This window comes from Thalassorhabdus alkalitolerans (assembly GCF_042656525.1).
GTDB lineage: Bacteria > Bacillota > Bacilli > Bacillales > Marinococcaceae > Thalassorhabdus > Thalassorhabdus alkalitolerans.
This window is the reverse complement of record NZ_JBHSOZ010000004.1, coordinates 110,418-125,350: the sequence shown is the minus strand read 5'-3', so window position 1 is coordinate 125,350 and position 14,933 is coordinate 110,418. Positions and strand designations below refer to the sequence as shown.

Genomic DNA, 14,933 nt, shown 5'->3' with positions numbered 1-14,933 from the left:
AGGATGTCTTGGTATTCAAGACATCCTCTGCTTTTATTATTTTAATTATACACGAACTACGTTAGCAGCTTGTGGTCCACGTTGTCCTTCAACGATCTCAAATTCAACCTCTTGTCCTTCATCTAAAGTTTTGAATCCTTCAGATTGAATAGCAGAAAAATGGACGAATACATCGTCTCCGCCTTCACGCTCAATAAATCCAAAACCTTTTTCAGAATTAAACCATTTTACTTTGCCAGTCATGTTAACGGCCTCCTTAGATAATAAAAAAATTGCTTCAGTGAATACCAGGAAAACAAATCTTTTTACGTCCTTACTGAGGCCGATAAAAACTGTTTTACGATGTTACTCACTTTCGCCTTCTTAAATGTATCACACGAAGGAAGCGATTGCAAACCTAACTGGAAAATTTTTAATGTTGATGAATCCTCCGTATGCCAAGGGTTCTGGGATTTCGACTTCACTTATCCTCCCTGTATTCTACTGAGATGGATTTCCTCGTTTTCTATCGTTCGCTGAAGAAATCTTTAGCAAGAGGGACAACATAGCCGCTTCCACCACGACCTTCTACTTGCTCCAGCATCATGGTTACCATAAGGTCTTTATTTTCATAATCAAACCCGACAAACCAGCCTAACTGTTCCCCATCTTCATCGTCTAGCGATTGTTTTAATTCAGCAGTGCCGGTTTTCCCTGCGAGAGGCATTCCCTCTTCATAAATATCATGGGCGGTTCCACCTGAGTCCTCCACCACAGCAATTAAAGAATTCAGAATGGTTTCAGCTGTTGTTGGAGATATAATATCTTCCTTCCAGTATCTCCCTTCATCTCTTTTAAGCAATGTTGGTTCTATCATGCTTCCATCGTGAAGAAAGGCTGTATAAACAGCAGAAAGGTGCACTGGGTTTGTCAGTACTTCTCCTTGTCCATACCCAGTGTCTGACAATAAGGCTTCGGCATCTATTCCATCATTTGAAAGTCTTGAAGTATAAACCGGATACTCGAAAGGAAGAGTTTCTTCAAAACCAAAGTCTTCTATACGGTCTTGAAAAGCCTCTTCACCTATTCTTAATGCTTGCTGAGCAAAATAAATGTTATCAGAGTAAAGCATTGCCCGGCGTAAATCGACTTCCTCTATATCCTCATTCACTCTCCTTACACGATAGCTTCCCCAATCTTCTCTTTCCTGCCAGTGTTCACCTTCAATGGTCATTACTTCTTCAGGATGTAAGGTTCCTTCTTCAATGCCTATGGCTGCTGTCACAGGCTTAAATACTGAACCGGGTGAATAACGCTGGCCAAATCGGTTTAAAAAAGGTTCATCTTCATTTTCCTGCCACTCTTCCCACTGCTCGCTGCTAACACCGAGGCTCATGAGGTTGGGATCATAGGATGGTGTATTGTACATGGCTAATACTTCTCCTGTTACAGGATTCATAACAACTCCCGTGCCTGTATCTCCTCCCAGACTGTCCGATAGCTGCTTTTGCAAAGTAGCATCAACACTCAACTCAAAGGTCTCACCTGCTTCTGCCTCTTTCTTTAACACAACCTCTCTGACCTCGTCATTTTCATTTAGGATTTTAACCCTTGCTCCGACTTCTCCTCGAAGTTCTTCTTCCCATACCGCTTCCAGACCGGATTTACCAATTCTTGAGTTTTCGTGGTAGCCTTTCCATTCCCTTTCCTCTAATTCCTCAGCAGTAATTCCTCCAGTATATCCAGTTAAGTGGGCAGCCATTTCTCCCATTGGATACTCTCTTCCTTCTTCTGTACTGATTCCAACACCTGGAATATCCAACAGTTCACTTTCACGGTCATCTTCTACAGGTATGTCTTTTATGGGGACACTTAAATGGTCCTCTACCCAGCTTTGATTTAAGAGTTCCTCAATTCTTTCCTCTGTAAGGTCCAGGACACCTGCCAGCTCTTGAACTCCCTGGTCTTGATCTTCCATCCGTTCAGGCACGACATACACGCTGGCCACCTCACCATTTACAGCAATCCCATTTCCATTTCTGTCAAGGATTTCACCCCTGTCGGGTGTTTCAATCTCAGCTTTCACCCGCTCATTTTCTGATTCAAGCCCTAAAAACAAATGTTCATAATCCCAGTCAACAAACCAGGATATACCATCATCTCCCTCTTCCTTTACAAGGGTCACTTCACTCTCGTAAGATAGGTCACCAGCTATGGTCTCCATAGTAATAAATACAGGGTAGGTCAGGCTTTCCATTTCTCTAAGCTCATCGTCTTCCAGTTCAAGGCTTTCATAAGTAAAAGACAGATCCTGTTGCTCAATACTCGTATGTATGTTACTTGCATAGGCAGTAAATTCATCTTCTGTTAACGCCAATTCATTGCTGCCATTTGCTAATTCATAGATTTCCTCATACTCATATGTTTCATGGGCGTGAATGTAATCATTTAAAAAAGACTCAGGATCAGGTACATCCTCTGAGCACGCCGCGCATAACCCTATTAAAATAGTAAACATTAAAAAACGGCAGACCTTCAACGTTATACCTCCTTTTTTTCCATTTCTCGGCTTATTTTAACATTTTTCTACTATTTGTTGTTAGATAGGTCTCTATTTTATGTACGAGGAAAAGAAAAGAGCTGATCTTTCCCTCTTTTTTGCCGACTACAGTGAAATAGTGTTAAGGAATTCTTTGAAGCCTGGGACTTTTTCCATATCTTCTTTTTGAATCACTTCTATCATTTTCATTACGATCTCCTGATTTACATCCTCTCTATGTTGAAAGGGGATAAGCTTTAGTGAACTTTTTATTTTTGGCTCAAAGCGATATATAATTTGTTGAATAGCTTCCTGGTCACTTTTTTGTGCTTTTTCTACTAGACGATAGATTTCAGTCATTTCTCTTATCTCCTTCCTTTCGAATATCAGCTCTCAATTCATACATTGCTGCTTCCCATTTTAATAATCGATGTTCGAGACGCAACAGCAAGAACAACGATACAATGATGGGAAAGCCGAAGTTGGCTAGTGCATGAATGAGCATAGGAACCTCCTCAACCACCCCAATACTAACACCCCCTTTTAATTGAGACCTTTAATTTTTTTAATATCCTATTTCTCTTTTTTGAGATTGCCTGTTGAGAAACACTCAGCCTTTTTGCAATTTCTTTATCGGTATATCCGTATGCATAATAGTCTCTCAGCACAAGTTTCTCTTGTTTTTCCAATTTCGACAGTCCTTCTATTAAAGAAGTAGAGGATACTGCGTCATCCAGATTCTTTGAATAATCAAATACACGCTGGTTAACATCCGCATTTTCATCCTTTACAAAGTCTATAAGCAAAAGCTCACCGTCTTCTTCGTGGCCAGCCTTCTGATGCAAGTATAATGCGTTTCTCTCTCGGTGCTGCTTTTCTTTTTTTCCATGACCCAGAGCTGTCCAATAAATGCATTTGGATAAATATTTAGTAAAACGAAGCTCACCATAATGAAGCTGAAATTCCTTATTTAATTTACTTTCATTTTCTTTTGTCGGAAAACAGACTGCTTCCCTCAATAGCTCCCTTCTCTTGACGTCATTTATAAAAGATTTCAACACCGGATTTTTAAATGCATTTTGGTGTTTGTATTGAAAGGCCACCCATTGTTCGCATGCTGCTTCATTACAGCTTGCACATGATCTTTCTTTCATCTTTTCATCACCTCTCTTTACTATTTAAAAGTCATTTCCCAATAAAAATTACAACTCTTGAGAGAACGTGTGTTCTTATTTTATTGTAAGGTTTTTTATTTTTCAAAGGGCTAAAGACATGGGAATAGTTTGCCGACAAAGCTGGATGCAAAAAAAGCCCTGTTATTCCGAAGATATCGAAATAACAGGACCTCTTATTAAAACGGTAAAAAGTCAGATAAAACTGCTTTTTATCTCCCTTCTCTATTTTTCTCCACATTCTCCTTATTTATAAACTCCAGTATATTATATAAAGTAGTTAAAACGGGTGTTTCTATCCCAAGCTCTTTACTTTTCTCCACAAAGTAACCACAGAGCGGATATACTTCCATTGGCTTTCCTTTTTCAAAGTCCTGTAGCATGGAAGTCTTATGGTTTCTTACTGTTTCCGCACTTTTGAAGACATTTCCGGCCGATTTTTCCGAGACAGGATACCCTTTTTTTTCACTGATTAAGGCAGCTTCTTTCAAGACACTGTCACAAGTATTTCTTAATAAAGGGTCGTCTAATAGGTCACTAACCTTTGCTCCTGTTATAGCGGATAAAGGATTGAACGTAAGATTCCATAAGCTCTTTTCCCATTTCTTAGCCATAATATCTTCTGACCGTACACAGCTGATCCCTGCCGCTTTCCATTCATCCACAATGTTTTCAAGTAATTGATTGTTATCCCGATCCAAAGCACCAAGATGGAATTTATGAGGCCCATGCTGAGCTACTTTTCCCGGCTCTCTTATACTGGCAGACAAATAGGCCGAGGCTGGAATGATCTTATCTTTCCCGAAGGCCCCAGACAACTGTTCTTCATTGCTGACTCCATTTTGAAGAGTGATAATCCGTGTGTCCTTATTCAAATATGGCTTCACCTTTTCAATGATACTGGCCATCTCTGTACCCTTCACGCCCAGTATCCAGGTATCTGCAGAAGAAATGTCGTGCATATCACTGCTAAACTCTCTATCTACCGTAAAGGTCTGCTCATCTCTTTCTACCGTTAGCCCTTCTTCTTTCATGGCTTCTAAATGGCTTCCGCGGGCAATAAAGGTTACGCTTCTGCCAGCATGCTGCAGTAATCCACCAATAAAGCTTCCTACTGCTCCTGCACCAATGACGGCATAGTTCATTCTTATCCCTCCATTATGTATAATTCCTTCTATACGATTCGTTTATAAAATAACAATATTATATCCAGCACCTACCTGTACAGTCTAATGAAATATAAATACTGTCCATGATTGATAAAGAGATAATTAGGCTATAACACTAGAAAGAAACATTCTGGGCTCACTGGGGGGACTTGCTAAATGTATCTTAAATACGCGCGCTCTTTAATGAAACGATTTGCTGACCATGATTTAATAAGTTTAGGTGCCCAGTGCGCTTATTTCCTGCTCTTATCTTTGTTTCCTTTCCTGATTTTCATTGTTACCCTTCTTACTTACCTCCCATTTACATTTCAAGACGTCTACAATCTTCTGGAGGAAGATTATGTACCTCCTGAAGTGCTAGGTATTGTGGAGAATCAATGGGAAGTATTAACTGCCCACCAAAACACAGGGCTATTATCTTTTAGTATTATTTTTACCATATGGACAGCTTCTCTTGCTTTGAATTCAATTTTGCGAACGTTAAACCTTGCTTATCATGTCACAGAAAGAAGAGGAATGGTCAAAGCCCGTATCGTTTCCATTTCTTTAACCATAAGCATGTTTTTGGTTGTTCTAACCGCCCTGGTAGTTCAAGTAATCGGGAGCAACCTCCTCGAATACATCGAAATAGAGCCGGTCATTTTGGACTACGATGTTCTCCGATGGCTGGTAAGTTCAGTCATTTTGTTCATTGTCTTCTCCATTTTATATCTGGTTGGTCCAAACACCAGGCTAAATATAAAAGAAGTGTATACAGGAGCCATATTTGCTACAGTAGGGTGGCAGTTAACCTCTTTGGGGTTTTCCTATTACCTCAATAACTTTGCTAATTATACCGCCACCTATGGAAGTATTGGAGCTGTTATCGCCCTTATGGTCTGGTTTCACCTTTCCTCGGTGATCATTTTGTTTGGCGGAGAAATAAATGCTGCAAGAAAAGAAGATTTCACTTAAGCTTTGGCTCGGACAGCTTCGTTTTCACTGCTGCCTGTTTCCGCAGTAAAGAATGACCGGGCAGCTGACCAGCTGCTATAAGCGTACAAAACCTCCCCATTTACAACAATGAGGGCATAAAAAAGACAGGTTAAATGGCACCTGTCTTTTTAGCCGGCATTTCCACGCACGCTCACCACTTTGGCTGATATATTCAAAAAATCAGAGAGCCTGTTCATATAGGCAAGCACTATCTCATTAATTTGTTCTTCCTTATGTAGGGTTGTAATTTTTCGTTCAATCCTCTTGGCAATGCTGGCGCATAGAACCAGCTCCTGGGCCGGAGCAGAAAAAGTGACAGAACCATTCATTTGTCTGACTTCCTTTTGATACGTATCAATTAATGTTTCCAGCTTATCAATCCTATCCTTTTTTACCTTGAATACAGCTGATTCCCTAATATTAGATAAGTCACTTGCACAATCAAATATTTCATGCTGAATGGCAGTCAAATCGTCCCTTATATCCAAGTGCTCGGTCTGTGTCAATAGAGAAACAGCACGGCCTACAAAGCAATTGAGTTCGTCACAGCTCCCGTAAGCTTCCACGCGCACCGAATCCTTGGCTCTCTTACCACCTTTTACTCGTGTCATCCCTTCATCTCCAGTACGGGTATACAGTCTCATATCGCCCCTCCTTTACTGGCATTCTCATTTTTTTTCATAACATTAATCAATTTATCAAGGTCTAGATACTGCTCGATTGCTTCTGCAGCAACTTCATATTGATCCTCTCTGATTTTGGTGTAAGAAACCTTTTCTTGAACAGGAATGCCTTTTTTGATACGAAGCTGGTTTAGCCACCAGGTACGCCAGTCATCGTTATGGAAGACATGATGAAGGTAAGTACCGATTATTTGACCGTCTTTGGCGTAAACACCGTCGTGATTTCCATTTGCTTCTACCATGAACGGTGGTTCGTTACCACGATCCACTAGGGTACTTCCTAAATGGATTTCAAACCCGTCTAACGGAAAGGATTGCCCAGAAGCATGCGTGAACAAGCCTGGCTTTCTCCTCGTTGTTTTTGTGCTGATAAATGAAGTAACAAATGGCAAAAAAGATAAACCAGGCTCTTCTTTCCCTATTACTCCTGTTTCTGTCCCCTCTTTGTCTATCAGTTTCTCACCCATTATTTGGTAACCTCCACAGATACCAAATAAGATCCCGCCTTGTTCAACATGCCCTTTAATCAGATCTCCGACTCCAGTTTGAGTAATCGCATGAAGATCAGCAAACGTACTTTTTGTGCCTGGCAGAAGCACCACATCAGGATCTCCCCAATCTTCAGGCTTTCTTATGATTCGCAAAGAAAGATCCTTTTCTGCCAATAGGGGCTCAACGTCTGTATAATTCGATAAGTAAGGAAAATGAACCACTCCTATATCTAACTGAGCACCAGGCTTATAGCCTCTTTTTTCTATTTCAGGCAAGGACAATGAATCCTCTTTTTCCATGGAAATTTCTAACTTAGGAAAGACATGAACAGCAGATCCCGTTTTCTCCTCAAGCCATTTTTTTCCATCAATAAAAAGTTCAGGATCCCCTCTAAAACGGTTAACAATAAGACACTCTACCCTTTGTTGGTGTTCAGGCGGAAGAAGTTCCATTGTTCCAACAAGACTTGCAAATACTCCACCTCTCTCTATATCCCCAACTAGTATGGCTGGCACGTCAGCAAGCTCTGCTGCCTTTAAATTCGCAAGGTCTTTGTCCATTAAATTAACCTCAGCCGGGCTTCCCGCTCCTTCCATAATGATATATTCATATTCGTTTTTTAACTCATCTAAGGATTCTGCCATCGCCCCCTCAGCTACGGAAAAAAAATCTCTTCTATAAGACTTGGCAGAAGGATTCCCCATGGATTTGCCCTGAATCAAAACTTCAGCCCGGCGGTCACTTCTCGGCTTCAATAATACCGGGTTCATATGCACGGTTGGTTCCACTCGGCACGCCTCAGCCTGCATCCCTTGTGACCTTCCAATTTCGTGGCCCGATAACGTAACATAAGAGTTATTGGACATGTTCTGAGCTTTGAAAGGAGCCACTTTATAACCTCTGTTAGAGAGTGCTCGGCATAAGCCAGTTACGATAAAACTTTTACCAGCATCTGAGGTGGTTCCCCATACAATAATTCCTTTCATAGCATTTCTCCTTTTAAGCGTTAAGCCTTATACTATTCATCTGTAATAAGCACACACAAGCAGCTGTATTACTGAGGTCTTCTCTACAGCAGAAGACAACCATTCAAATGTCTACAAACTGTTTAATGTGCTTTTCCATGCTTGACATACTGATACAAAACGGCTTGCTATGGCAGGATTCGAACCAAAATGTATATGGGTATATCCTGCTGTAATATTCGAACGATGGTATCCCTCATTCTGCTCTTTTCGAAATGCCACTGCTCTATATGCGTGAGGATAGTCCCCCTTAGGATTTAAAGTAGAATAATGAAATTCGTGGCCCCTTGCTGTTTCCCCTGCTTTAAGAATCATCGTGTCTTTCGCTGCTGTAATATCCCGGTATCCAAGAGCAGCTCTTTTCTCTTGCATTTCTACGTCGGCCGGTATTAAACCCACCATAGAATGAACCTTCCCATCAGTAGTAGTGATTGTATCTGCTAAATACATATATCCACCGCATTCTGCAAAAATAGGAAGACCCTTTTCACCCAATTCTTTTATTTGTTCCTTGGTCTTTTTTTGCTCCGCCAGCTCTGCTGCAAATTCTTCAGGGAACCCTCCGCCGATATACAGACCGTCAATCTTCTCTGGTATACTCTCTCCTTGCAGCGGGCTAAATGGTACTATTTCTGCTCCTTCTTCCTCAAGAAGCTCAATATTTTCCGGATAATAAAAATTAAACGCAGCATCGACTGCCACGGCAATTCTCGTATTTTTGCTCTTACCTTTAGAAGAAAACAACAAATTAGAAGGATGAACATTCTCGCACTTACGAGCAAGCTCCATAAGCCTCTCAATATCGACCTGTGCCGATATCACTTGGCTTAATTCCTCGAAGAACCCATCAAGCTCTCCTCTCTCTATGGCGGGGATCAAACCCAGATGCCGTTCAGGAATTGACGGAACATCACCTTTTTTTAAGTAACCCAACACCGGAATTCCGCACTCTTTTTCAATAGCAGTTTTACATAGCTTGTAATGGCCTTCACTGCCTGCCTGGTTCACTACAACCCCTGCAATATACACTTGCGGCTCAAGATTCTGAAACCCTTTGACTATTGCAGCAGCGCTCCTGGCCATACTGCTTATATTTACCATCAGGATGACCGGCGCTTTTAACAGCATGCTGATTTCCGCTGTGCTGCCCGTGTTCTCGTCCGGTCTTTTTCCATCATAAAGTCCCATTACACCTTCGATGATTGAAATATCGGCCCCTTGGCTGCCTTTCACAAACACATCGAGCATTTTCTCCTTATCCAGCATCCAGCTGTCCAGGTTTCTGGAATTCCTGCCTGTGATAGCAGTATGATAGCTTGGATCAATATAATCAGGCCCACACTTAAACCCTTGCACGTTATATCCTCTTTGCTTTAAAGCTCCCATTAAACCAATTGAGAATGTAGTTTTCCCTACACCGCTCCCTGTCCCTGCAACGACGAGTCTAGGCTGCATCTTTACACCTTCCTTTGTAATTCTTTCGCATGATGCTGTGAGATTCCAATGGAAACTGTAACATTTCCTGACTTTTTTTTCTCTAAAAACAATTCATCCGTACCGGCTGACAGCAGTGCCGCTGGTTCGCTTACCCCGTAGGCCCCTGTATATTTATATACAGTCTCTGAAGGATTCTTCATTGGCTGTTTGTTCAATTGCTCTGGTGAATAATACGTAAACGACCAATTATTATCTTTACATACCTTTTGAAGGCCTTCCTCATCTTTCTTTAAATCAATTGTGGCGATTCCATTAACAGAAAGAGAAGAAAGTTCAAGCTCCTGTAATGTTTCATCTATGACTTGCTGTATTTCTTCTGCACTTGTCCCACGGTTACAGCCCACACCCAGATGAATTGTCTTTGGCCGGTAAATAACACTTGCAGATAACAAGTCCTTATAACGGTCTGCACCCAGTACTCGGTGGGTGATAAGTAAAGCTGCATGAAAGGTTTCCCCCAGCGCCTCTTCACATGAATGAACAACCTTCATATGAGAAGGCAATTCTCTGTTATGCTTCCACCAACCCTTTTCCCCTGATTCCTGAACGATTACAATAGGCTCTTCATTTACTACCGAAGCACTGACAGGGGTGACATGAGTAAAATCCTCTATTGTCCACCCATATTCCCGGCCAAATATATCTACTGGTATTGTTTGCTGAACATCCGAGGCTGTTGTAATAACCGACTGTGCTTGTAATTCTCTTGCCACCACTTTTGTCAGTTCATTTGCCCCTCCGATGTGGCCCGATAAAACGCTGATCACATACTCGCCTTTGTCATCAATAACCACTACAGCAGGGTCCACTTTTTTATCTTTTACGTGCGGGGCGATCATTCGTACAACAGCCCCTAGCGAAATCACAAACACAATCCCGTCGTACTCTTTAAAAAAATGCTCCATTTGCAGCCGCACAGAACCCTCAAATAAAGTAATTCCAAGCTCTTCTTCGTCCCCTTTGGCATGTTTCTTCATGTAATAAACATCTGCATTTGCCATTCTTTTTTTCAGCTGTCTCACATGCTCAATTCCGTGCTTGGTGATGGCCACTAATGCTACCTTATCCATCAGCCTTCACTCCCTTACGATAGCCATGAGTAAATGTTTTATCATATAACTTTGACTCAAACTTTCCTTCTCTGACTAACTTCCTGTCAGCAGCTCTGCTGACAATTACCATAGCCTGCTTTGTTATTCCTGCACTTCTCATGTCTTCATGAAGGCTGCCAAGTGTAGTTCTTACTATCTTTTCATCAGGCCAGGTTGCTTTGTAGACTACCACAACCGAATCTTCTTCCCTCCAGCCTGCCTCAATAAATTCTCTGACGACTTTTTTAATAAGGGTGGCACTAAGAAATAAAGCAATACTGCATTGGTGAGATGCAAGGTCGATAAGTTTTTCCTTGTCAGGCATAGGAGTCCGGCCTTCGGCTCTGGTCAAAATAACCGTTTGAGTAAGCTCCGGGACAGTCAGTTCTATGTTTGCGCTTGCTGCAGCTGCAAATACAGAGCTAACCCCCGGCACGATCACCGTATCGATTCCTTTTTCTGACAGGCGGTTCATTTGTTCTACGATCGCCCCGTAAACGGTGGGATCCCCTGTGTGAACCCTGGCCACACTCTCTCCATTTCGAACAGCATTGACCATTACCTCAACCATTTCATCTAAGTCCATTCCGGCACTTTTTAGTACTCGTGAACCCTCTTTTACCTCTTCAAAAAGCTTTTTGTTCACAAGGGAATCTGCATATAAGATGAGGTCTGCAGAGTCAATAATTTGTTTTCCTTTTACTGTAATTAAGTCAGGATCCCCTGGCCCGGCGCCTATAATATATACTTTAGGATTCATCCTGCCACCACCTTCTCTTTTCTGACCATCATTAGTGTTAAATACTCCAATTCTGCCGTGCGCAGTTCGCGGATATCCTTCCATATATACTCTTCTGAGGAAGTGACCTTTGTAGCCACAAAAGCCTGGTCAATTAAATTCATTTCTTCAAGAATTTCAATCATCATAGGAAGAACCTTTGCCACTTTTATGAAGACCATCCCATCATGCTTCCGTAAAGCTTCTTTCATTTTTTCCCGGTTATCATTGGCTGGAATGACAGCCGTCCATTCATCTCCATCCGCAAGAGGAACCATTACTTGTGAAGCCATGGCATGAATAGAAGAAATACCAGGAATGGAGGTGATTGTTACTTGTGGGTACTCTGCCCTCATTGTGTTTAAGAGATGAATAAAAGTACTGTAGAGCATCGGATCTCCCTCTGTCACGAACGCTACCTTATGCCCTGCTTCTACTTCACTATAGATGGTATCAGTGATTTTTTTCCATTCCCTTTCTAAAATACTTTGATCCTTTGTCATTGGAAAAACGAGTCCCAGTTTCCTGGTCTCTTCCGGAAGAAAAGGTTCAACAATTTGGTGAGCATAGCTTTTAGCCCCCTGGCGTTTTTTAGGGTAGGCAATGACGTCTGCTTCTTTCAATGCCCGGTAGGCTTTTATAGTTAACAGTTCCGGATCTCCAGGACCGACTCCAACTCCAATAACGCTTCCTAATCTATTCATTCTTGTCCCTCCTTGTATTTGGCTGTAATGATGTAAATGGGATTCAGGCTGTCAAACCGGGTCATATGTAAAATAGGTTTACTGCGGGAGATCTGAGCCAGCGTAATATCTGTGGTGAAACCATTTTTATTAAAAATAGAAGTTGCATTTCCAAGATTCTCGATAGTCACTGCATTCAAAACGATGGTTCCGCCTGCCTTCAAGCGTTGGCAGCACACACCTAGAAGAGCTTCCATGTCCCCTCCTGATCCTCCGATAAAAATGGCATCGGGATCTGGCCATTCATCTATCCCTTCCGGAGCTTTTCCGTGTTGTAAATGTATATCTGTCCTGAATTTCTTTGTGTTCTCCCAGGCATTATTGAGATCAGCTTCATTTTTCTCGATTCCATAAACCATTCCATATTTTGCAATCCTGGCCGATTCTATCGCTACAGAAGCCGTACATGTGCCAATATCCCACACAATACTGTGTTCATGAAGTTCCAAAGCAGCAATGCTTAGGATTCTCACTTCTTTTTTTGTGATCAGCCCTTTATCAGGCTTTCTTTGAGAAAACTCGTCATCAGGTATGCCTAAAGTCCAGGCTGGTGATGAATGGGTTTGTTTTAATACAACCACGTTAAGGGAAGAGGCCTTATAAGAAGAGAGCTTTTCTAAGGAAAACCATTCAGTTTTCTCTTCCATTCCTCCTAAATTTTCACCTACAAATGCCTTATACTCGGTCATCTGATAATCCAGCAGATAGTCTGCAATTCTTGAAGGAGTATTCTCTTTATCAGTCAAAAGCAAAATTTTCTTTTTACCATTAATCTTTTGGGCGAGCCCTTTCATCGTACGCCCATGAACACTAATTACTTCGCAGTCCTGCCAGCTTTCTTTCATTCGGGCAAAAGCAAGCTGTATAGAACTTAAAGAAGGATAAATTTCAACATCACTCAGTTTTTTTGCGAGGTACCCTCCAACCCCAAAAAACATAGGATCCCCCGAAGCAAGAACCACCGTTGATCCTTCCTTCTCTTTCAGTGTTTCTATGACAGACTTAAGGCCGCCTTCTAAAATCAGTTTTTCCCCTTTGTGTTCCGGAAAGTTTGCTAGCTGTCTTTTTCCTCCCACAAGAATGTCGCAGGAAAGAACCCAGTCTTGATAGACAGGCAGCAGCCCTTCCCTCCCTTCATCTCCTATTCCAATCACTTTTACAGTCATCCTATATCCTCTCTTTCCATATTTTTTCCTCAATACCAGCCTTCTTCAGCCTTGTTAAAGCAAAAAAGGATAATAGGGCGTTGATAGAAGAGGCAATGAGTAAAGCAGGAACCATGCCGGCATAAAAGGCCGGGCTAATCAAAAACCAGAAGGGAAGAGGCGCGAGGATTGCGTTGCCAAGGATAAAAAAAACAACGCTGATCTTATGCCAGCCTTTTTTATAGAGGGAAGAAAATATATACACCAGCACCGCCATTTCGGCAGCTATTACTATATGAAAAGGTCCTAGAGGCAATCCGCCAAAAAAACTTGAAGCAAGATGGCCAAATAATCCTACTGCCGCCCCAATGCCAGGACCCATTATTCCCCCGGCAATCAAAGCTGCTGTACTATCCAGTGATACACTGGTGAGGATAAAAGGGACCTTGACTGCGGCTCCAAGGACTGATAACGCCACAAACATTGCGATCAAAGTCCAAACCACCGTGCTTTTCTTTAACTCTGACTGTTTTATAACTTTATGGCTCACCTGCGTAAACTTCCCTTCCTAACAATTCGTTTTTCATCGTAATTAAAATGACTTCCACTTCCATATTCCCTCTCACATGTTTAAACCCGGCTTTGGCAGCATCTTTGCACAAGTAAGAAAAAAATGTCGTTAATTCTCTTTCCTGCATCATTTTGGCCACCTCTGACGCCGTGTTGGCTTGTAAGACGGAATTCTTCAAATCTTCATCTGCCCCTGCCTTTCCTGCCATTTCAGCAAGATAACCAAAATCCACTGGGGCGCTTTTAGAATGAACCATCATTATTCCTTGCGCTACCTTGGAAAACTTCCCGATCATACCGACTAATGTTGCTCTTTTCATCTTCTTGGCTTTACATTGTTTTAAAGAGAACCCGACAAAGTCACCCATTTCTATAAACGACTCTTCCGGTCTCTCTGAAAAAATTTCTAACGCGTATTTCTCGCTCCGCCCTCCTGTTGAAAGCACCGCATGCTCGCATCCCCCTTCTTTTGCAACGCTCACAGCCTGAGCAATACTTGCCCGAAAAGCAGCAGTAGAAAATGGAACGACCGTCCCTCGTGTTCCAAGGATTGAAATGCCGCCTATAATTCCAATACGGCTGTTCATCGTTTTCTCAGCAATCGTTTCACCCTCGGGGACGGAAATAGTCACTTCAGCCCCTTTATGGGTAGTTTCTCCAAGCACCTCTTTGGTAATTTCAGTCAGCATTTTCATAGGTACCGGATTTATTGCAGGTCTTCCCACTTCTACAGGCAAACCAGTTTTTGTTACACGACCGACACCTTTTCCTCCCTCAATAACAATTTCATCAGCCCATTTTACAGTGGAGACAATTTCAGCTTTGTGCGTTACATCCGGGTCATCTCCTGCATCTTTGATCACTACAGCCTGCGCCTCGGTAGGAGAAAACGAGACACTTTCCATGTGAAAAGTAACTCGTTCACCGATCGGCAGCGTAATTTCCACCTCTTTTACTTCAGTTTGTCCTGCTAAACTGAGCAACGCCGCCTTGGTGGCCGCTGTGGCATTAGCACCTGTAGTATATCCATGCCGCATATCTTTAGGATCTTTTTTAGGCTTTGTTGATTTCATTG

The 14,933-nt window shown here is 42.1% G+C and carries 16 protein-coding genes; 1 reads left to right on the top strand and 15 read right to left on the bottom strand.

The features are described from left to right. Positions 1-45: 45 nt before the first annotated feature. The 6 genes from ACFPU1_RS10115 to ACFPU1_RS10090 all read right to left on the bottom strand — a co-directional run bounded on the left by ACFPU1_RS10115 (position 46) and on the right by ACFPU1_RS10090 (position 4,835). The gene (locus ACFPU1_RS10115) at positions 46-243 is read right to left on the bottom strand and encodes a cold shock domain-containing protein (RefSeq protein WP_054637248.1); all 198 of its coding nucleotides are present in this window, start codon (positions 241-243) and stop codon (positions 46-48) included. 262 nt (positions 244-505) lie between these two features. After that, positions 506-2,518: a peptidoglycan D,D-transpeptidase FtsI family protein gene (locus ACFPU1_RS10110; protein WP_385940704.1), complete on the bottom strand. Its 2,013-nt coding sequence runs from the start codon at positions 2,516-2,518 to the stop codon at positions 506-508. 126 nt (positions 2,519-2,644) lie between these two features. Next, positions 2,645-2,878 carry a helix-turn-helix domain-containing protein gene (locus tag ACFPU1_RS10105; protein ID WP_385940703.1) on the bottom strand — a complete coding sequence of 78 codons (234 nt, stop codon included), beginning with the start codon at positions 2,876-2,878 and terminating at the stop codon, positions 2,645-2,647. Further along, positions 2,871-3,023 (bottom strand): YvrJ family protein, encoded by a 153-nt coding sequence (locus ACFPU1_RS10100; protein WP_083465543.1) that lies wholly within the window; start codon positions 3,021-3,023, stop codon positions 2,871-2,873. Before ACFPU1_RS10100 ends, ACFPU1_RS10105 begins: the two co-directional genes overlap by 8 nt. A gap of 25 nt (positions 3,024-3,048) precedes the next feature. Then, entirely contained in the window at positions 3,049-3,672 is a 624-nt protein-coding gene (locus ACFPU1_RS10095) for a sigma-70 family RNA polymerase sigma factor (protein ID WP_385940701.1), read from the bottom strand. Between the two features lie 230 nt (positions 3,673-3,902). Further along, positions 3,903-4,835 (bottom strand): ketopantoate reductase family protein, encoded by a 933-nt coding sequence (locus ACFPU1_RS10090; protein WP_385940699.1) that lies wholly within the window; start codon positions 4,833-4,835, stop codon positions 3,903-3,905. 180 nt (positions 4,836-5,015) lie between these two features. On the opposite strand from ACFPU1_RS10090, the gene ACFPU1_RS10085 reads away from it, so the two are divergent. After that, positions 5,016-5,813 (top strand): YihY/virulence factor BrkB family protein, encoded by a 798-nt coding sequence (locus ACFPU1_RS10085; protein ID WP_385940697.1) that lies wholly within the window; start codon positions 5,016-5,018, stop codon positions 5,811-5,813. A 149-nt stretch (positions 5,814-5,962) separates the two neighbouring features. Here the strand turns inward: ACFPU1_RS10085 and ACFPU1_RS10080 are convergent, their stop codons facing one another. The 9 genes from ACFPU1_RS10080 to ACFPU1_RS10040 all read right to left on the bottom strand — a co-directional run bounded on the left by ACFPU1_RS10080 (position 5,963) and on the right by ACFPU1_RS10040 (position 14,931). After that, positions 5,963-6,478: a cob(I)yrinic acid a,c-diamide adenosyltransferase gene (locus tag ACFPU1_RS10080; RefSeq protein WP_385940695.1), complete on the bottom strand. Its 516-nt coding sequence runs from the start codon at positions 6,476-6,478 to the stop codon at positions 5,963-5,965. Next, entirely contained in the window at positions 6,475-7,995 is a 1,521-nt protein-coding gene (locus ACFPU1_RS10075; RefSeq protein ID WP_385940693.1) for a cobyric acid synthase, read from the bottom strand. Before ACFPU1_RS10075 ends, ACFPU1_RS10080 begins: the two co-directional genes overlap by 4 nt. 111 nt (positions 7,996-8,106) lie before the next feature. Next, positions 8,107-9,489 carry a cobyrinate a,c-diamide synthase gene (locus tag ACFPU1_RS10070; RefSeq protein WP_385940691.1) on the bottom strand — a complete coding sequence of 461 codons (1,383 nt, stop codon included), beginning with the start codon at positions 9,487-9,489 and terminating at the stop codon, positions 8,107-8,109. 2 nt (positions 9,490-9,491) lie between these two features. Further along, complete coding sequence (locus ACFPU1_RS10065) at positions 9,492-10,601, bottom strand: cobalt-precorrin 5A hydrolase (RefSeq protein WP_385940689.1); 1,110 nt, start codon at positions 10,599-10,601, stop codon at positions 9,492-9,494. Continuing rightward, a complete protein-coding gene (gene cobM / locus ACFPU1_RS10060) occupies positions 10,594-11,382 on the bottom strand; it encodes a precorrin-4 C(11)-methyltransferase (protein ID WP_385940687.1) in 789 nt (262 codons plus the stop codon). Before cobM ends, ACFPU1_RS10065 begins: the two co-directional genes overlap by 8 nt. Beyond that, positions 11,379-12,104, bottom strand: coding sequence for a precorrin-2 C(20)-methyltransferase (gene cobI, locus ACFPU1_RS10055; protein WP_385940685.1), 726 nt, complete (start codon positions 12,102-12,104; stop codon positions 11,379-11,381). Before cobI ends, cobM begins: the two co-directional genes overlap by 4 nt. Further along, on the bottom strand, positions 12,101-13,309 hold the full coding sequence (cbiE, locus tag ACFPU1_RS10050) for a precorrin-6y C5,15-methyltransferase (decarboxylating) subunit CbiE (protein ID WP_385940683.1): 1,209 nt from the start codon (positions 13,307-13,309) through the stop codon (positions 12,101-12,103). Before cbiE ends, cobI begins: the two co-directional genes overlap by 4 nt. A 1-nt stretch (position 13,310) precedes the next feature. Beyond that, complete coding sequence (locus ACFPU1_RS10045; protein WP_385940681.1) at positions 13,311-13,838, bottom strand: ECF transporter S component; 528 nt, start codon at positions 13,836-13,838, stop codon at positions 13,311-13,313. Further along, on the bottom strand, positions 13,828-14,931 hold the full coding sequence (locus tag ACFPU1_RS10040) for a cobalt-precorrin-5B (C(1))-methyltransferase (protein WP_385940679.1): 1,104 nt from the start codon (positions 14,929-14,931) through the stop codon (positions 13,828-13,830). The genes ACFPU1_RS10045 and ACFPU1_RS10040 overlap by 11 nt, the downstream gene beginning before the upstream one ends. Positions 14,932-14,933 lie beyond the last annotated feature (2 nt).